Source organism: Bradyrhizobium sp. WYCCWR15520 (genome assembly GCF_056174665.1).
In genome coordinates this window covers 120473-139652 of record NZ_JBWBWM010000012.1, presented here as the reverse complement: position 1 = coordinate 139652, position 19180 = coordinate 120473, and the positions used below count along the sequence as shown (strand labels likewise).

General features: G+C 63.6%; 13 protein-coding genes. 5 read left to right on the top strand and 8 right to left on the bottom strand.

Translation table 11 applies throughout. The features are described from left to right. Positions 1 to 46: 46 nt before the first annotated feature. The gene (locus AC0QUY_RS15665; protein WP_161850659.1) at positions 47 to 1663 is read left to right on the top strand and encodes an acyl-CoA carboxylase subunit beta; all 1617 of its coding nucleotides are present in this window, start codon (positions 47 to 49) and stop codon (positions 1661 to 1663) included. Next, positions 1660 to 3636 carry an acetyl-CoA carboxylase biotin carboxylase subunit gene (locus AC0QUY_RS15660; protein ID WP_474416853.1) on the top strand — a complete coding sequence of 659 codons (1977 nt, stop codon included), beginning with the start codon at positions 1660 to 1662 and terminating at the stop codon, positions 3634 to 3636. The genes AC0QUY_RS15665 and AC0QUY_RS15660 overlap by 4 nt, the downstream gene beginning before the upstream one ends. A 95-nt stretch (positions 3637 to 3731) precedes the next feature. Here the strand turns inward: AC0QUY_RS15660 and AC0QUY_RS15655 are convergent, their stop codons facing one another. The 7 genes from AC0QUY_RS15655 to AC0QUY_RS15625 form a co-directional block, all read right to left on the bottom strand. After that, positions 3732 to 4724, bottom strand: coding sequence for an ABC transporter ATP-binding protein (locus AC0QUY_RS15655; RefSeq protein ID WP_161850658.1), 993 nt, complete (start codon positions 4722 to 4724; stop codon positions 3732 to 3734). Beyond that, positions 4721 to 5734 carry an ABC transporter ATP-binding protein gene (locus tag AC0QUY_RS15650; protein ID WP_475387486.1) on the bottom strand — a complete coding sequence of 338 codons (1014 nt, stop codon included), beginning with the start codon at positions 5732 to 5734 and terminating at the stop codon, positions 4721 to 4723. Before AC0QUY_RS15650 ends, AC0QUY_RS15655 begins: the two co-directional genes overlap by 4 nt. Next, positions 5734 to 6642, bottom strand: coding sequence for an ABC transporter permease (locus AC0QUY_RS15645; RefSeq protein ID WP_371419378.1), 909 nt, complete (start codon positions 6640 to 6642; stop codon positions 5734 to 5736). The genes AC0QUY_RS15650 and AC0QUY_RS15645 overlap by 1 nt, the downstream gene beginning before the upstream one ends. Further along, on the bottom strand, positions 6632 to 7579 hold the full coding sequence (locus AC0QUY_RS15640; RefSeq protein ID WP_161850655.1) for an ABC transporter permease: 948 nt from the start codon (positions 7577 to 7579) through the stop codon (positions 6632 to 6634). The genes AC0QUY_RS15645 and AC0QUY_RS15640 overlap by 11 nt, the downstream gene beginning before the upstream one ends. 163 nt (positions 7580 to 7742) lie before the next feature. After that, the gene (locus tag AC0QUY_RS15635; protein ID WP_475387485.1) at positions 7743 to 9335 is read right to left on the bottom strand and encodes an ABC transporter substrate-binding protein; all 1593 of its coding nucleotides are present in this window, start codon (positions 9333 to 9335) and stop codon (positions 7743 to 7745) included. Between the two features lie 287 nt (positions 9336 to 9622). Further along, a complete protein-coding gene (locus AC0QUY_RS15630) occupies positions 9623 to 11173 on the bottom strand; it encodes an AMP-binding protein (RefSeq protein WP_475387484.1) in 1551 nt (516 codons plus the stop codon). A gap of 17 nt (positions 11174 to 11190) precedes the next feature. Further along, positions 11191 to 12345, bottom strand: coding sequence for an iron-containing alcohol dehydrogenase (locus AC0QUY_RS15625; RefSeq protein WP_475387483.1), 1155 nt, complete (start codon positions 12343 to 12345; stop codon positions 11191 to 11193). Between the two features lie 559 nt (positions 12346 to 12904). Between AC0QUY_RS15625 and AC0QUY_RS15620 the strand changes: the two genes are divergently transcribed. From AC0QUY_RS15620 to AC0QUY_RS15610, 3 genes are all read left to right on the top strand, one after another. After that, positions 12905 to 14068 (top strand): efflux RND transporter periplasmic adaptor subunit, encoded by a 1164-nt coding sequence (locus AC0QUY_RS15620; RefSeq protein ID WP_475387541.1) that lies wholly within the window; start codon positions 12905 to 12907, stop codon positions 14066 to 14068. Beyond that, on the top strand, positions 14065 to 17217 hold the full coding sequence (locus tag AC0QUY_RS15615) for an efflux RND transporter permease subunit (RefSeq protein ID WP_475387482.1): 3153 nt from the start codon (positions 14065 to 14067) through the stop codon (positions 17215 to 17217). Before AC0QUY_RS15620 ends, AC0QUY_RS15615 begins: the two co-directional genes overlap by 4 nt. 255 nt (positions 17218 to 17472) lie before the next feature. Further along, on the top strand, positions 17473 to 18666 hold the full coding sequence (locus tag AC0QUY_RS15610; RefSeq protein WP_475387481.1) for an ABC transporter substrate-binding protein: 1194 nt from the start codon (positions 17473 to 17475) through the stop codon (positions 18664 to 18666). A 93-nt stretch (positions 18667 to 18759) separates the two neighbouring features. Here AC0QUY_RS15610 and AC0QUY_RS15605 read toward each other — a convergent pair whose 3' ends face one another. Next, entirely contained in the window at positions 18760 to 19158 is a 399-nt protein-coding gene (locus AC0QUY_RS15605) for an MAPEG family protein (RefSeq protein WP_475387480.1), read from the bottom strand. Positions 19159 to 19180 lie beyond the last annotated feature (22 nt).

Genomic DNA, 19180 nt, shown 5'->3' with positions numbered 1-19180 from the left:
GGTCTGGTCCTTCGGACCATCCCGGAATGACGGAGTAAAATAGTTTATGGCCATTCTCGAAACCACCATCTCGCCTTCGAGCGCCGCCTTCAAGGCCAATCGCGACGGCATGCTGGCGCTGATCGCGCGGATGCGCTCGCTGGAGGATCGCACGCGCGCCGCATCGGCCGCGGCCAAGGATCGCTTCCACAAGCGCGGGCAATTGCTGCCGCGCGAGCGCGTGGCGCTGGTGCTCGATCCCGGCTCGCCCTTCATCGAACTATCGACGCTTGCCGGATACATGTTCGACGTGCCGGACGCCGAAAAGAGCGTACCCGGCGGTGGCGTGATCGCAGGCATCGGCTTTGTCTCCGGCATCCGCTGCATGGTCAGCGCCAATGATTCCGGCATCGATGCCGGCGCATTGCAGCCGTTCGGTCTCGACAAGACGCTGCGGGTGCAGGAACTGGCGCTGGAGAACGAGCTGCCTTATGTGCAACTCGTTGAAAGCGCCGGCGCCAATCTGCTGCGCTACCGCGTCGAGGACTTTATCCGCGGCGGCAACATTTTTCGCAACCTGGCGCGGCTGTCGGCGGCCGGACTGCCCGTCGTCACTGTGACGCATGGATCGTCGACCGCCGGCGGCGCCTATCAAACGGGATTATCCGACTACATCGTGATGGTCCGCGGCCGCACCCGCGCATTCCTCGCTGGCCCACCGCTGCTGAAGGCGGCGACGGGAGAGATCGCGACGGAGGAGGAACTCGGCGGCGCCGAGATGCATACCTCCATTTCCGGCCTTGGCGATTATCTGGCCGAGGACGACCGCGATGCACTGCGGATCGCGCGCGATATCATGGCCAATCTGGAATGGGATCGGCCGAAGCCGGCGGAAGCTTCCTTCAAGCCGCCGCGCTACGATGCGGAGGAGTTGCTCGGCATCATGCCGATGGATCACAAACGCCCGGTCGACATGCGCCAGGCTATCGCGCGTTTCGTCGACGATTCCGATTTTACCGAGTTCGGCGCCAATTACGGCCCGGCGACCGTGTGCGGCCATGCCCGCATCGAAGGGCAGGCGATCGGGATCATCACCAATAACGGCCCGCTCGACGTGCCCGGCGCCAACAAGGCGACGCATTTCATCCAGGCCTGCTGCCAGTCACGCACGCCGATCCTCTATATGAACAACACCACCGGCTACATGGTGGGCCGAGCCTATGAGGAAGCCGGCATGATCAAGCACGGCTCCAAGATGATCCAGGCGGTAACCTCGGCGACCGTACCGCAGATCACGATCTATTGCGGGGCATCGTTCGGCGCCGGCAATTACGGCATGTGCGGGCGCGGCTTCCATCCGCGTTTCTGCTTCTCCTGGCCGAACGCCAAGACCGCCGTGATGGGCGGCGAGCAGGCGGCCGAGACCATGGCGATCGTGACCGAGGCTGCGGCTGTCAGGCGCGGCAAGCCGATTGAGAAGGAAAAGCTGGAGGCGATGAAGGCGCAGATCACCGGCGTGTTCGACGGCCAGATGGACGTGTTCTCGACCAGCGCGCGCGTGCTCGATGACGGCGTGATCGACCCGCGCGATACCCGCAGCGTGCTTGCCGAAGTGCTGGCGATCTGCCGCGAAGCCGAGTCCCGCACGCCGCAGCGCATGCAATTCTCGGTCGCCCGGCCATGAGCGGGATGCCAATGAAGCGGACGCCGTTCTTCAAGGTTCTCGTCGCCAACCGCGGCGAGATCGCGCTGCGGATCATGCGCACGGCGCGCCGGCTAGGTTATGGCGTGGTCGCCGTCTATTCCGACGCCGATCGTGACGCGCTGCATGTCCGCGAGGCCGATCAGGCGGTGCGCATTGGTGAGGCGCTGCCGGCGCAGTCGTATTTGCGGGTCGATGCGATCATCGCTGCCGCCAAAGCCAGCGGCGCCGGCGCGGTGCATCCGGGCTACGGCTTCCTCGCTGAGAATGAGGATTTTGCCCAAGCCTGCCGCGATGCCGGGCTGGTGTTCATCGGTCCGTCGCCGGAGGCGATCCGGGCGATGGGCAACAAGGCCGGCGCCAAGGACATCATGCGAGAGGCCGGCGTGCCCATCGTTCCCGGCTATCAGGGTGCGGACCAGAGCGACGCCGTGATGCTGGCGGAAGCTGGGAAGATCGGCTTCCCCGTCATGATCAAGGCGGTCGCCGGCGGCGGTGGGCGCGGCATGCGGCTGGTCGAGGACGCCGCGGCGTTTCCGGATGCGCTGCGCAGCGCACGGTCCGAGGCGCAAGGCGCGTTCGGTGATCCCGCCGTCATTCTGGAGCGCGCCATCGTCGATCCCCGCCACATCGAGATCCAGGTGTTCGGTGATCGCTACGGCAACGCCATCCATCTCGGCGAACGCGACTGCTCGGTGCAGCGCCGGCATCAGAAGCTGATCGAGGAAGCGCCGTCTCCGAAGGTGACGCCGGAATTGCGGGCGCGGATGGGCGCGGTCGCGGTGGAGGCCGTCAAGTCGATCGGCTATGAGGGCGCGGGCACGCTGGAATTCCTGCTCGACGAGGGCGGCGAGTTCTATTTCATGGAAATGAACACGCGGTTGCAGGTCGAGCATCCCGTCACCGAGGCGATCACCGGGCTCGATCTGGTCGAACTGCAGTTGCGGATTGCCGCCGGCGAACGGCTCGGGCTCAGGCAGGAAGACGTCAAATTCTTCGGCCATGCTATCGAGGTGCGGCTGTGCTCGGAAGATGCGGACCATGACTTCATGCCGCAGTCGGGACGGATGGCGCTGTGGCAGATGCCGGACGGCGTCCGCGCCGAGCACGCGCTGCAATCCGGTTCCGAAATCCCGCCATTCTACGATTCGATGATCGCCAAGGTCATCAGCCACGGCGCCGATCGCAGCGAGGCGCGGGGCCGGCTGATCTGCGGCCTGGAGCAGACCGCCGCCTTCGGCGTCACCACCAATCAGGGATTCCTGATTTCCTGCCTCCGCCATCCCAGCTTCGCCAAGGGCGAGGCGACCACTTCCTTCATCGGCAATCACCGTGATGAACTGCTTGCGCCGCGCGCGAATGATAAAGCGGAGGCCGCACTGGCGGCGCTGTTGCTCTACGTCACCAATCCGCATGCGCCGCCCTGGCGAAGCGGGCGCAGTCTGGCGGCGACGTTTCCGCTGACGATGCGGATCGATCCCGGCCGTGGCGTGCTGGAGGTAGACATCGCGCGTGGCCGCGATGGTGGGTATATCGCAGCCGTTGACGGCAGCGAGTTTCGTTTCGAGATCGACGAACTCGGCCGCGATACGATCCGCTTCCGTACCGACGGTGTGATGGAATCGGCAAGGTTTCTGCGCGATGGCGATCGTCTGTACATCCTGCATCGCGGTGTCACGATCGCCGTGCGCGACCTGACGCTTGCAGCGCCGGAATCTGCCTCCGCCGCCGGTGGCGACGGCAAGGTGCGCGCGGCGATGAACGGGCGGGTGGCGGCAGTGCTGGTCAAGCCAGGCGAGCAGGTCGCCGCCGGCCAGCCTGTGATGACGCTGGAGGCGATGAAGATGGAGCACGTGCATACGGCGGGTGTTGCCGGCACGGTGTCAGCCATCGATGTCGCCGAGGGCGAGCAAGTGACGACGGGCAGGATCGTGGTCGAGATTTCGGCGGCGTAGGTGCGTAGGGTGGGCAAAGGAGCGTAGCGACGTGCCCACCATTCTTGCCGTGCGCGAAATGGTGGGCACGCTACGCTTTGCCCACCCTACGAATCTCACTCCGGCCGTCCCGTCCCATCATTCAACCAGCACGCCACCTGATGCCCTTCGCCGGCTTCCACCAGCGCCGGGCGTTCCACCTTGCAGCGGTCCATCGCGTAGCGACAGCGGGTGTGGAAGGCGCAGCCGGAGGGTGGATTGATCGGGCTCGGGACGTCGCCGTCGACCATCGGCGCAAGGCGCTTTGCCTTGGGATCGGCGATCGGGACCGACGCGAGCAGCGCCTGCGTGTAGGGATGGCGCGGATTGGCGAACAATTCGGCCTTGTCGGCGATTTCGACAATGCGCCCGAGATACATCACGGCGACGCGGTGGCTGATATGGGCGACGACGGCGAGGTCGTGAGCGATGAACAGGTAGGAAAAATCGTTCTTGCGCTGCAGGTCGATCAACAGATTGATCACCTGCGCCTGGATCGAGACGTCGAGTGCGGACACCGGCTCGTCGCACACGATCAGGCTGGGCCCGAGCGACAGTGCCCGCGCGATGCAGATGCGCTGCCGTTGTCCGCCGGAGAACTGGTGCGGATAGTTCTTCATCTGGTCCGCCCGCAGGCCGACCTGCCCGAATAATTCTGCGACGCGTTCCTGTTGCGCGCGGCCGGTGGCCAGTCCGTGCACGCCGAGCGGTTCGCCGACGATATCGCCCGCGGTCATGCGTGGGTTGAGCGAGGCGAACGGGTCCTGGAACACGATCTGCATCGAGCGGCGATGCGGCCGCATCTCGGTCTTGCTGAGGCCGGTGATATCGGTGCCGTTCAGTTTGATGGCGCCGCTCGACGGCTCCACCAGCCGCAACACGCTGCGCGCGACCGTCGATTTGCCGCAGCCGGATTCGCCGACGAGGCCGAGCGTCTCGCCCCTGCCGACGGAAAAACTGACGCCGTCAACCGCATGCACGGTGCCTACGCGCCGACGCAGCACACCGCCGCGCACCGCGTAGTGCTTGACGAGGTCGGTCACCTCGAGGAGGGGACGTTGGTCGGTCATGGCGCACCCACCAATTCGGCCGCGCGCCAACAAGCGGCGAAGTGGTCGCCATCGACTTCCTGCAGCGGCGGATATTCAGCGCGGCAGCGGTCCATGGCGAGGCTGCAGCGCGGGGCAAAAGCGCAACCCGGCGGCAGATTGGTCAACGACGGCACCATGCCGGGAATCTCGTTCAGCCGCGCGTCGGTCTTGGCGCCGAAGGAAATCACCGCCGGCATCGAGGCCATCAGGCCGCGCGTGTAAGGGTGTTTGGGATTCTCGAACAGATCCTCTACCGTCGCTTCCTCGACCTTCTTGCCGGCATACATCACGATGACGCGCTGCGCGGTCTGCGCCACCACGCCGAGGTCGTGCGTGATCAGGATCAGCCCGGTGCCGAGCGTCTTCTGCAGATCAACGATCAGTGCCAGGATCTGCGCCTGGATCGTCACGTCGAGCGCGGTGGTCGGCTCGTCCGCGATCAGCAGCGCCGGTCGGCATGCCAGCGCCATCGCGATCATCGCGCGCTGGCGCATGCCGCCGGAGAGCTGATGCGGGTATTCCTGCGCGCGCCGCTCCGGCTCGGGAATGCGGACGAGACGAAGCATCTCAACCGCCTTGGCCCAGGCAGCCTTCGACGTCATCTCCTGGTGCAGGCGCAGCACTTCGGTGATCTGGTCGCCGATCCGCATCACCGGATTGAGCGAGGTCATCGGCTCCTGAAAGATCATCGAGATCCGGTTACCGCGGATCTTGCGCATCTCGGCTTCATCAAGGCTGAGGAGATCGGTGCCCTCCAACGTGACCTTGCCGCCGACCACGCGGCCGGGCGGATCCGGCACCAGCCGCATCACCGAGAGCGCGGTCACGCTCTTGCCGCAGCCGGATTCGCCGACGATCGCCAGCGTCTCGCCGCGGCGGACGTTGAACGAGACGTCGTCGACCGCCCGGAACAGGCCGGAATTGGTGAAGAACACCGTCTGCAGGTTCTTCACATCGAGAATGGTGTCGTCCTTACGCGCCTCGTTCATCAGCCGCGTTGCCTCGGGTCGAGGATGTCGCGCAGCGCATCGCCGAACAGATTGGTGCCGAACACGGCAAGGGAGATGGCTACCCCCGGAAAGATCACCAGCCACGGCGCGGTGCGAACATATTCGGCGGCCGATTCCGACAGCATGCGCCCCCAGGACGGATAGGGCTCGGGAATGCCGAGGCCGAGGAACGACAGCGAGGCTTCGGTGAGAATGGTGGAGCCGAGCTGCGCGGTCGCCAGCACGATCAAGGGGGCCAGCGTGTTTGGCAGCACGTGGCGCAGCGCGATGCGCGTCTCGCTCATGCCGATCGACTTGGCGGCTTCGACGAACGGCAGTTCGCGAAGCGCCAGTGTATTGGCGCGGATCACGCGGGCGACCGTCGGGATCAGCGGGATTGCAATGGCGATAATCACGTTCGGCAGCGACGGCCCGAGCGCCGCCGTCATCACCAGCGCCAGCACCAGAAGCGGCAGAGCCTGCAAAATGTCGGTGACGCGCTGGAACAGCAGATCGACCCAGCCCGACAGGTAGCCCGATGCGAGGCCGACGATGACGCCGATCGAGGATCCCAGCGCGGTAGCGCCGATGCCGACGGCGAGCGAGATGCGCGCGCCGTGCACGATCCGGCTCCAGACGTCGCGGCCGAATGAATCGGTGCCCATCCAATGCACGGCGTCGGGCGGCGCCAGCCGGTGCGCGGAATCGACGCTGAGCGGGCTGAAGCGGCAGATCAGGTCGGCCGATATCGCCATCCAGACGAACAGCACCATGATGACGAGGCCGATTGTGCCGAGCATATAGCGCTGCGCCAGGAACAATAGCCGGCGCCAGCCATGCGTGGAATGCGCGCCGGCTCGCCTCAGTTCGTTGTCGAAATTGATCGTGGTCACGCGGCTAGTCCCCATACCGGATGCGCGGGTCGATCGCGGCGTAAAGCATGTCGACGGTGAAGTTTGCGACCACCACGACCACGGCGATCAGCATCACGAGGTTCTGGACGATCGGATAATCGCGCCAGCGCAGCGCCTCGACCAGGAAGCGGGCGACGCCGGGGATATTGAACACGGTTTCGGTGACGATCAGCCCGCCGATCAGGAACGCGGCCTCGATTCCGATCACGGTGATGACGGGCAAAATGGCGTTCTTCAGCGCGTGGCGATAATTGACGGATGTCTCGGAAGCGCCCTTGGCGCGCGCGGTGCGGATGTAATCCTGCCGCAAGATTTCCAGCATCGAAGAGCGCGTGATGCGCATGGTCAGTGCGGCGCTGCGAAAGCCGACCGCCATCGCCGGGACGGCGTAGATCGCGAATGCTTCCGTCCAGGTTTTCGGATTCGGATTGTAGATCGGCATGCTGCCGAACAGCGAGACCGACGCCATCAGGATCAACAGGCCAAGCCAGAACGAGGGCAACGACAGGCCGCTCAGGCTGACGACGCGGAGCGTATAATCAAGTTTTGAACCCTGATGGACGGCGCTCAACACGCCCAACGGAATGCCGATTGAAGCCGAGAACAACAGCGCCAGCGCCGCCAGCCGTGCGGTGATCGGAATGCGCGGCAGGATTTCCTGCAGCGCCGGTTTTTCCGACACATAGGAATAGCCGAGATCGCCGTGCAGCAACCCGCCGATCCAGTTCAGATATTGCTGGTAGATCGGCAGGTTGAGGCCGAGTTCCTTTTCCAGGTTGGCCTTGTCGGTCGGATCGACGAAGCCGGCGGCATCGAACAGGATGTCGACGATGTTGCCGGGAACGACGCGCAGCAGGACGAAGATGATGATCGAGATCCCGACCAGGGTCACGAGCATCAAGGCGAGGCGTCGCACGATGTAAGCAAACACCCGGCTACTCTCCCTGACCCATCGGCTGGAGCCCCTTCGGTTCTGAAGAATCAGAACCGGGCTCTCGCTTCTTGCTTTGATGTTTTTTTTCACGTGAACTGGGATGCGCCCCGGATCACGTCCGGGGCAGGCTTTCGCTCGAAAACGCTATCGCGGCTGGACATTACTTGTCCATCCAGACGTCTTCGTAACGATAGCCGTTATAGGAGCTGTTCACCATCACGGTGATGCCCTTGACGTAGGGATTCCAGCACGTCCCGGTACGGCCGTGGAAGATGATCGGCCGCGCCACGTCCTCCTGCAACTTCTTGTCGATCTCCCAGACCAGCTTCTTCCGCTTCTCCTTGTCGGTCTCGGCCGACTGCTGGTCGAACAGCTTCTCGATCTCCTTGTTGCAGTAGTTGGTGTAGTTGCGCTCGGAGCCGCAAGAATAGTTCTCGTAGAACGACTGGTCGGGATCGTCGACCGCGTTGCCGGTGAGGTTGAGGCCGAGCGAGTAATCCTTGCGTGCGACTTTCGGGAACCATTGCGCGGTGTCGACGACGTCAAGCTCGCCATCGATATAGATGTTCTTCATCTGGTCGATCAGGATGACGGCAGGGTCGCGGTAGATCGGAATGTTGCGGGTGGCGACCTTGACGGCGAGGCGCTTGTCCGGGCCGTAGCCGGCCTTCTGCATCAGCTTGCGCGCCTCTTCGCGGTTGGCGTTGATGTCGGGGCCGTAGCCGGGAATCGATTCCATCATGTCCTTCGGCATCGCCCACAGGCCGCCCGGCGCCGGCAACATGGTGCCGCCGATATCGGCCTGCCCCTCGAACATGATCTGGATGAACGCCTTGCGATCCAGCGCCAGCGCCAGCGCGCGCCTGATGTCGAGATTGTCGAATGGCGGGGAGGAGGAGTTGACGATGATGTTGGTGGAGACGTTGATCGGCTCGACCACGCAGACCGCGTTCGGCGCCTGCGCCTTGACCTCCTTGAGCAGCGGTATCGACACTTCGGTCGGGAAGGTCATGTCGAATTTGCCGGAAACGAATCCGAGAATCGCCGTCGAGCGGTTCGGGATGATGGTGAATTCCATGCCGTCGAGATGCGGCAGGCCCTTCTTGAAATAGTCCGGATTCTTGGTGAGCTTGATCGACTCGTTGGCCTTGAACTCGACGAACTTGAACGGGCCGGTGCCAACCGGCTTGGTGCGCATATCGGCGGGCGAGACGTGGCAGGGATAGACCGGCGTGTAGCCGGACGCGAGCAGCGAGATCAGTGCCGGCTGCGGCCGCTTCAGTTCGAACGACGCCTCGAAATCACCGTTGACGGTCACCTCGTTGACCTGGTCGTACCAGGACTTTCGCGGGTTCTGGCGGAACTTCTGCTGCGATTTGCCCATCAGCATATCGAAGGTGCATTTGACGTCGGCCGACGTGAACGGCTTTCCGTCGTGCCATTTGACGCCCTGTTTCAGCTTGAAGGTCAGTTTCTTGTTGTCGCTGCTCCAGGCCCAGCTCTCGGCGAGATCGGGAACGATCGACTCCACGCTGTTCTGCGCCACGTCCTGCTTGAACATGACGAGGTTGTTGAAGACCGGCATGAAGGGAACGTTGATCGAGTAGGTCGCGCCTTCATGGATCGAGGCGCTGCCCGGGCTGTCGCGGTGATAGACCCGGAGGATGCCGCCCTGTTTCGGCTCCGCCGAGGCAAGGTCGTAAGCCGGCAGCAATAACAACGCCGCGGCGGCAAGCGCATGAACGCTCCGCATGATTCCCCTCCACATCATTCGGTCTCGACTGGCCGATTGCATGGGACGATAGCATGACGATCCGTCCGGGCAACCGGGCAAGTCCGTGCTGAAGTTGGTAATTCGACGTAATCGAAATCCGTGTGGCGGAACGCGTGCGCCGCCCGGCCCATTTTCTGCGAAACCGGCAAGTTCGTTGCGGTGCAGCCGCTCGCGGCTCGCGCCAAAATGCCTCACCCGATGATGCACCGCACCCACCGGGCATTGCGACGTCGTGTTCGGCTTCACCATCTCACATCGTCGCAACTTCAGACGATCCGAGAGGTCTTGTTGCCCCAATAGCGGTCGCGCAACAGCCTCTTGTAGAGCTTGCCGGTCGGAAGCCGGGGCAATTCCGCCTCGAAGTCGATCGAGCGCGGCACCTTCTGGCGCGACAGCGACTGCCTGCAGAAGGCGATCAACTCGTCGGCCAGTTCCTGCCCCGGCGAAACGCCCGGCATCGGCTGCACCACGGCCTTCACCTCCTCGCCGAGATCCGGATTGGGCACGCCGAACACCGCGGCATCGGCGATCTTGGGATGGGTGATCAGGAGGTTCTCGCATTCCTGCGGATAGATATTCACGCCGCCGGAGATGATCATGAAGGTCGCGCGGTCGGTCAGATAGAGATAGCCGTCATCATCGACATAACCGACGTCGCCGACTGTGCTCATGCTGCCGTCGGCCGAGCGGGCCTCCTGGGTCCTGGCAGGATCGTTGAAATATTCGAAGGGCGTGGCGGTCTTGAACCACACCGTGCCTGGTGTGCCGACCGGGCAGGGCTGCATGTTCTCGTCCAGAATATGCAGCTCGCCGAGCAGCACCTTGCCGACGGTACCGCGATGGGCCAGCCATTGCTCGCTGTCGCAGGAGGTGAAGCCGAGACCCTCGGTGGCGCCGTAATATTCATGGATGATCGGTCCCCACCATTTGATGATGTCGTCCTTCACCGCCGCAGGGCAAGGCGCCGCGGCATGGATCGCGATTTCAAGGGATGAGAGGTCGTAGCGCGTCCGCACCTCCTCCGGCAGTTTCAGCATGCGCGAGAACATCGTCGGCACAAGCTGGGTATGCGTGACGCCCCATTTCGGAACCAGTTCGAGATAATGTTCGGGATCGAACCGTTCCATGATGATGGCGGTGCCGCCCATCTTGATCGTGAGGTTGACGGCGGCCTGCGGCGCTGAGTGGTAGAGCGGCGCGGGCGACAGATAGATCATGCCCTCGCGGTACTGCCAGATCTTCACCAGGAAATCGAACAGCGGCAATTGCTGATCGGCCGGCAGTTCCGGCAGCGGACGTAGAATCCCCTTCGGGCGGCCGGTGGTGCCGGAGGAATAAAGCATCGCGGTGCCGATACACTCGTCGGCGATCGGTGTGTGCGGCATGTCAGCCGTTACTTCTTGCAGGCCGACGATGCGATCGCTTTCGCCCGCGCCATCGGCGACGATGCAGAGGTCGACCTGGGAGCATTCCTTCAACGCCTCGCGCGCCACATCGAGTTTTTCCTTCGACGTGATGAGAATGCGCGATTGGCTGTTGGTCAGGATGTAGGCGAGCTCGCTCGCTGTCAGGTAGGAATTTACGCAGGTATAATAGAGGCCCGAGCGCTCGCCGGCGCCGCAGGCTTCGAGATAGCGGCTGTTGTTCTCCATGAAGATCGAATAGTGATCGAGCCGCTTCAGACCATACTTGCGAAACAGATGCGCCAGCCGGTTGGAGCGGGCCTCCAGTTCGCGATAAGTGACGGTTTCGCCCGAAGACGCCATGATGAAGGCGGGCTGAAGCGGACGAAGATGAACGTGCTTGCCGGTGTACATGTTGGGCTTTGGTCTCCTTACGCGGCCATGTCCAGGATCTCGCGCACCTGCGCCGGTCCCTCGATCTTGCGCGGGTTGCGCGGCACCCAGGGCGTCGCCATCGCGGCCTGCGCGATCCGGTCGAAATGCTCGGAGCCGACTTTGACCTCGCGCAGGCTGCGCGGCATGCTGAGGCTGCGAATGAAGCGGTCGAGCACACCGCCGGCGTCCTCGTTCGGGTGCCCCATGGCGCCAGCGACCAGCGCCTGGCGCTCGGCATTGACCGTCTTGTTCCAGCGCATCACCGCCGGCAGCATCACGCAGGAAGTGTAGCCGTGCGGTACGCCGAACTCGGCGCCGAGGACGTAGCCGATGCCGTGGCTGGCGCCCATCGGCACGCCGGAGGCCAGCGGTCCGGTCGAAAGCCAGGTGCCGATCTGGCAATCCATTCGTGCATCGAGGTCTTTGGCATCGGCCTTTACCCGCGGCAGCGCCTGCGCCAGCATCGACAGACCCTTCAGCGCCTGCGCGTCGCCGTAAGGATGCGCCTCGCGCGAACAGATGCCTTCGACGCAATGGTCGACGGCGCGGATACCGGTCGAGAGCCACAGCCATTCCGGCGTGTGCAGGCCGAGCCGGGGATCGAGGATCACCGCGCGCGGCATGATCAGCGGATGACGCAGCCCTTCCTTGACCCTGGTCTTCTCATTGGTGACGCCGGCGGTAGCGGAGAACTCGCCGCCGGCAATCGTCGTCGGCACGCTGATCTGGCGCACGGTCGGCGCTGCCAGTTGCGGCGAACCGCCGCGCCCCGCCTTGATCCGGTCGATGTCTTCAGGCTTGCGGACATCGTTGGCGAGGCAAAGCTGCACCGCCTTGGCGCCGTCGGTGATGGAGCCGCCGCCGATGGTGACGATGAGATCGGCATTCGCGGCGCGGGCCTGTTCGGTGGCGGCAATGACGGCCGAGCGGGGCGTATGCGGCGGCATCGCGTCGAAGGTGCCGGTGCAGCGCGGTCCCAGCGCGCGGCGGATGTTCTCGACCACATCGGTTTGGCGGTTGAGGGTGCCGCTGACCATCAGAAAGGTGCGTGTAGCGCCGAGCCGGTTCAACTGCTCGACGAGCGCCTCGGACGCCGGCCGCCCGAACACGACCTCGTCCATGGCGCCGAACACGACACGCCCTCTGTGCACTCTTGTCCTCCCCGGACATTTTCTGGCCCTTGTCGCGGGCCTTGCCACAAGGTTAGCGGAGGAAATTCGCGGCGTCATGCCCGAAGATGATGCTGGGGAAGGTCGCGCAGGATGGGTGGAGCGCAGCGATACCCATCAACACCGGTACCCATGGCGATGGATATCGCTTCGCTCCACCATCCTACGATTGAGCATCCCCCGCCATTCCGAAGCCCGCGCCCTCGGAATGAGGAGAGGGCGGCAGCGCGGAAGACACCTTCGTGCGGCGTCACGTTTTCGTCATCAGGCGGCGATTAGCTGGGCCCTCGTCGCGGCGGATCCCGCTCTCATCGCAGTGCGGAAAGCCTGAAATCCGTATGGCGCAGGGGTGGCTATGTGGATGCATAACGATTGTGCTTGATCCGGCCGGGTTCTTGACGAGACTGGGAACTGATCACATCTGTGGCCTCCGCCCTTCAAGGTTCCATGGCAGCCGCTTCCATCGATCAGGATTGTGAGTGCAGGAGAGATGGGATTGAGCACGACCGAGCAATTGGAAAGTCCGGCTGCACCGGCAAACATCGATAACCCCGCACTTCGTCGCCTCGGTTGGCTGGCCCCGCTGCTCGCGCTGGCGCTGTCCGCCTGCGGCGACAAGGCGGCGCAACAGCCGGCGGCGGCGCCGCCAACGGTCACCGTGTCGCAACCGGTGAAACGCACGGTTACGGATTGGGATGAATTCACCGGACGGTTCGAGGCGGTTCAGGAAGTCCAGGTTCGCGCCCGCGTCGGCGGTTTCGTGACCAGTGTCGAATTCCGCGACGGTAGCATCGTGCGTGCGGGCGATCTGCTTTATGTGATCGACGCCCGTCCGTTCGAGGCGGTCGCCGAGCAGGCCGACGGCCAATTGTCCGACGCGCGGGCGAGGGCCGAGCTTGCCAGGCGCGAACTCGATCGCGCATTGACGTTGAACCAGACCCAGGCCGTGTCGGATTCCATCGTCGACCAGCGGCGCCAGACCCTGCAGGCGGCGCGCGCCGCGGAAATGCAGGCCGAAGGATTGCTCAAGGCCGCCAAGCTCAACATCGAATTCACCCATGTGATGGCGCCGATCACCGGCCGCGTCAGCCGGCATCTCGTCACGCCCGGCAACCTCGTGCAGGGCAGCGATGGCGGATCCACGCTGCTGACCTCGATCGTCTCGCTCGATCCGATCTACATCTATTTCGACGTCGATGAAGCGACTTACCAGAGGAACAGCCGGCTCTGGTTTGAAGGCAAACGGCCGAGCTCGCGTGATACGCCGAACCCGGTCCAGGTAACGCTCACGGGCGAGACCAAACCATCGCACGACGGCAAGATGGATTTCCTGGACAACCGCCTGGACGTCTCGACCGGGACGCTGCGCAGCCGCGCGGTCATCCCCAACAAGGATCTTTCGATCCTCCCCGGCCAGTTCGGCCGCGTTCGGATCATCGGCAGTGCGCCTTATGAGGCGTTGTTGCTGCCTGATACCGCGATTGCGACCGACCAGTCGCGCAAGATCGTTTTTGTCGTCAAGGACGACAATACGGTCGAGGCGAAGCCGGTGACGCTTGGGCCGCTGGATGAAGGCCTGCGCGTGATCCGCGAAGGGATAAAAGCTGAAGACCGCGTCATCGTCGACGGCCTGCAGCGGGCGCGCGTGGGTGCGAAAGTCACCCCGCAGACCGCCGAGGTCAAGCCGGCCGGTGGCAAGACATGAATCTTGGCCGGCTTTCCATCAACCAGCCCATTCTTGCGATGGTGCTGTCGATCGTGCTGATGATCGTTGGCGCGATCGCCTACACCACGCTGCCGGTCGCGGAATATCCGCAAGTGGTTCCGCCGACGGTGACGGTTACCACGCAATATCCCGGCGCCTCGGCGCAAACCGTGTCTGACACCGTCGCCGCCCCGATCGAGCAGGAGATCAACGGCGTCGAGGACATGCTGTATCTCTACAGCCAGGCGACCTCGAACGGACAGTTGACGATAACAGTTACGTTCAAGCTCGGGACCGATCTCGACAAGGCGCAGGTGCTGGTGCAGAACCGCGTCGCGATTGCGCAGCCGCGGCTGCCCGAAGAAGTGCAGCGCGGCGGCGTGGTCACCCGCAAGAACAGCCCCGACATCCTGATGGTCGTGTTCATGCTGTCGCCGGACGACACGTTCGACCAGCTCTACATCAGTAACTACGCGCTGCTGCGGGTCCGCGACCAGCTGGACCGGCTCGACGGCGTCGGCGACATCCAGATCTTCGGCGCGCGCGACTATTCGATGCGGCTGTGGCTCGATCCCGACAAGGTCTCCACGCTGGGCCTGACAGCGGGCGAAATAGTTGCGGCGATCCGGTCGCAGAACGTGCAGATCGCGGGCGGCCAGATCGCCGAACCGCCGATTGCCGACCGCGCCTTTTCGCCGAATCTTACCTTCACCGGCCGATTGAAGGATCCCAAACAGTTCGAGGAGATCGTGGTCAAGGCCGGTGCCGACGGGCGTATCGTGCGGCTGCGCGATGTCGCGCGGATCGAGCTCGGTGCGCTCGCCTATGCGACCAACAGCTTCATGCTGCGGAAATCCGCCGTCGCCATGCTGGTGACCCAGCGGCCGGGCTCCAACGCGCTGGCAACCGCCAAGGGCATTTCGGACACGATGGAAAAGCTGAAAGCCAGCTTTCCACAGGGGCTCGACTACAATATCGGTTACAACCCGACCGAATTCATTGCGCAGTCCGTCAGCGAGCTGATCAAGACGATCTACGAAGCGATGGCGCTGGTCGTGCTCGTGGTGCTCGTGTTCCTACAGGGCTGGCGACCGGCCATCATTCCTATCATCGCGATTCCGGTATCGCTGGTCGGCACCTTTGCGGTGATGGCTGCGCTGGGCTTCTCGATCAACAATTTGACCCTGTTCGGTTTGGTGCTTGCGGTCGGCATCGTGGTCGATGACGCGATCGTGGTAGTCGAAAACGTCGAGCGCCATCTCGAGCACGGCATGAGCCGCCGCGATGCGGCGCTCCGTACCATGGAAGAGGTCGGCAGCGCGCTGGTTTCGATCGCGCTGGTGCTGTGCGCGGTGTTCGTGCCGACGGCGTTTCTCGGCGGCATATCAGGGCAATTCTTCCAGCAATTCGCCGTCACCATTGCGGTGGCGACCGCGATTTCATGTTTCTGTTCGTTGACGCTGTCGCCCGCGTTGGCCTCGCAGATCCTGAAGCCGCATGCGGACAAGCGGCCGCCGGCGCGCTGGAATTTCATCGCCCGCGGCTGGAACGCGTTTGCCGGCGCGTTCAATCGCGGCTTCGACCGGCTCTCGCATGGCTACGCCCGCGCCGCCGATTTCGTGATCCGGCATTCGGTGGTGATGCTATTGGTCTATGTGGCGCTGATCGGCGGCGCCGGATGGTTGCTCGTCACCACACCGCAGGGTTTCATTCCGCCGCAGGATCGCGGCTACGTCATCGTCTCCGTGCAGCTTCCGGGCGCGGCCTCTTTGGCGCGGACGACCGAGGTCGTCAGGGAGATCGAGAAAAGAGCGCTCGATACGCCCGGCATCATCCGGGTCGCGGCGTTTGCGGGCTTCTCGGGCGCAACCCGCACGCAAGCGAGCAACGCCGCGGCGCTATTCCCCGTGTTCGAAGATCCGGAGGTTCGCCACAAGAAGGGACTGTCCGCCGACGCAATTGCCGGTGAGCTGCGCAAGCGGCTTGCGAGCATCCAGGGCGCGTTCATCGTCGTCATTCCGCCGCCGGCGGTGCCCGGCATCGGTACCGGCGGCGGCTTCGCCATGCGTATCCAGGATCGCCAGGTGCGCGGCCCTGAACTGCTGGCGGCTGCGACCGACGAACTGGTCGGCGCTGCCCGCAAGGCACAGGGGCTGACCCAGGTGTTCTCGCCGTTTACCGCCAACACGCCGCAATTGTTCGTCGATATCGACCGCGTGAAGGCGCAGAAGCTCGGCGTGCCAATCGCGAACATCAATGAGGCGATCCAGACCTATTTCGGATCGACTTATGTCAACGACTTCAACCTGTTCGGGCGCACCTATCGCGTCACGGCACAGGCCGATCTGCCGTTCCGGAAGGAGAGCGCTGATCTCTCGCGCCTGCGCACCCGCAACGCTGCCGGCGACATGGTGATGCTCGGCAGCCTCGTGGACTTCAAGGATATCTCCGGCCCCGACCGCGTCGCACGCTACAATCTCTATCCAGCTTCCGAGCTGCAGGGCGACACGCTGCCGGGCACCAGCTCGGCGACTGCCATCGCCACCATGAAGAAGCTTGCCGAGGAGACGCTGCCGACCGGCTTCGGCTTTGAATGGACGGATTTGTCCTATCAGCAGGTGACCGGCGGTCAAGCTGGCCTCCTCGTGTTTCCGATCTGCGTGCTGTTCGTCTATCTGGTGCTGGCGGCGCAATATGGCAGCTGGAGCCTGCCGTTCGCGGTCATCCTGATCGTGCCGATGTGCCTGCTTGCCGCTACCATTGGCGTGCGGATCATGGGACAGGACGTCAACATCCTGACCCAGATCGGATTCGTGGTGTTGGTGGGGTTGGCGGCCAAGAATGCTATTCTGATCGTCGAGTTCGCGCGCGATATCGAGCTCGAGGGCAAGGCGCGGTTGGAGGCAGTCATCGAAGCCTGCCGGCTGCGCTTGCGGCCGATCCTGATGACGTCGTTCGCCTTCATTCTCGGCGTGCTGCCGCTGGTGATCTCGTCGGGCTCCGGCTCCGAGATGCGTCAGGCGGTGGGCGTCGCGGTTTTCTTCGGCATGCTCGGCGTGACGCTGTTCGGCCTGATCTTCACGCCGATCTTCTACGTCATCGTGCGCAATCTCGCGGACGGGAAGGGCAAGAAGCCGGTTGCGGCCTAGGTGCAGGTTCTTTCAGCGCTGTCATTCCGGGGCGCGACGAAGTCGCGAACCCGGAATCCATCGGGCCGCATAACTCGTCGCGACATGGATTCCGCGTTCGCGCTTCGCGCGCCCCGGAATGACGGATGAGGCGTTGGCGCGCCTCGCATTCCCGAGTTCCCCAATACTTTTGGCCTATCCGAAATGGATGGGCACTTGCGGGGTTATTGAATAATGTCGCCAGGTTCCTCTGACCAAAAATTCCGGGAGAAAAAAATGAAGTCGGGATTGTTGGCCGCCGTTGCGCTGGGTGGTCTCTTGCTCGCCGCGCCGGCATCGGCGCAGGGCGTCAAGATCGGTATTCTTAATGACCAATCCGGCGTCTACGCCGATTATGGCGGCAAGTGGTCGTTCGAGGCCGCCAAGATGGCGGTCGAGGATTTTGGTGGCGAGGTTCTCGGGCACAAGATCGAAATCATCTCCGCCGATCACCAGAACAAAGCGGATCTCGCCACCGCGATCGCGCGGCGCTGGTATGAGGTCGAAGGCGTCGACATGATCACGGAGCTGACGACCTCCTCGGTCGCGCTCGCGATTCACGAGCTTTCCAAGCAGATGAAGAAGATCGACATCGTCGTGGGCGCAGCGACCTCGCGCCTCACCGGCGATGCCTGCCAGCCCTACGGCTTTCACTGGGCCTACGATACCCACGCGCTCGCCTATGGCACCGGCGGCGCGCTTGTGGAATCCGGCGGCGATAGCTGGTTCTTCATGACCGCCGACTACGCCTTCGGCCATGCGCTGGAAAAGGACACCGGCGATTTCGTCAAGGCGAAGGGCGGCAAGGTGCTCGGCGCGGTCCGCATTCCCCTGAACTCGTCGGATTTCTCCTCGTTCCTGCTGCAGGCGCAGAGCTCGAAGGCCAAGATCATCGGCCTCGCTAATGCCGGCCTCGACACGACAAATTCGATCAAGCAGGCCGCCGAATTCGGCATCGTCAAGAGCGGCCAGAAGCTGGCCGGCCTGTTGCTCACCCTGGCCGAAGTGCACGGCCTCGGACTCAACGCCGCGCAAGGTCTGGTGCTGACGGAAGGCTATTACTGGGACCGCGATCCCAAGAGCCGCAACCTCGCCGAACGCTTCTTCAAGCGCACCGGCCGGATGCCGAACATGATCCAGGCCGGCACCTATTCGGCGACGCTGCAATATCTGAAGGCGGTGAAGGCCGCCGGCACCAAGGACACCGAGGCGGTCGCCAAGAAGCTGAAGGAGCTTCCGGTGGACGACGACTTCGCGCAAGGCGGCAAGGTGCTGGAAAACGGCCGCATGGTGCACGACCTCTATCTGTTCGAGGTCAAGAAGCCGTCGGAGTCGAAGAAGCCGTGGGATTACTACAAGCAGCTCGCCGTCGTGCCCGGCGACAAGGCGTTTCCCGCGGCCAAGGATTCGGGCTGCCCGCTGGTGAAGTAAAAGCCGTAGGGTGGGCAAAGCGAAGCGTGCCCACCATCTCGCAGCTCGTTCGCTGATGGATGGTGGGCACGTCGCTTCGCTCCTCTGCCCACCCTACAAGGCTTGCTGAACAATCCGCCACACGATGGCGCCGAGCGCGCCCACCCACAGCGCAATCGTCGCCAGCGCCTGGATTGCAAAACCCAGGCTGCGGTCCTTGACCGCCCTGGCGTAGCCGAGCACGTAGAGAATGCGGCCGATCACCCACACCAGCCCGATCGCGGCGGCAATGCCGTCGCTGACATAGATCGCGAACAGCCACAGCGACGGCAGGAAGATCGGCAGCCATTCCAGCGTATTCATCTGCGCGCGAAACACGCGCTCGAAATCCGGATTGCCCGAAATTGCCGGCAGCTTGACGCCGAACGTGCCGCGCGCCCGCGACACCAGAACTGACGAGTAGAAATAGACCAGGATCGCCAGCAAGGTGACGAGCGCGGTGAGATGATACATCGCCAAGTTTCCTCCTGTTTCG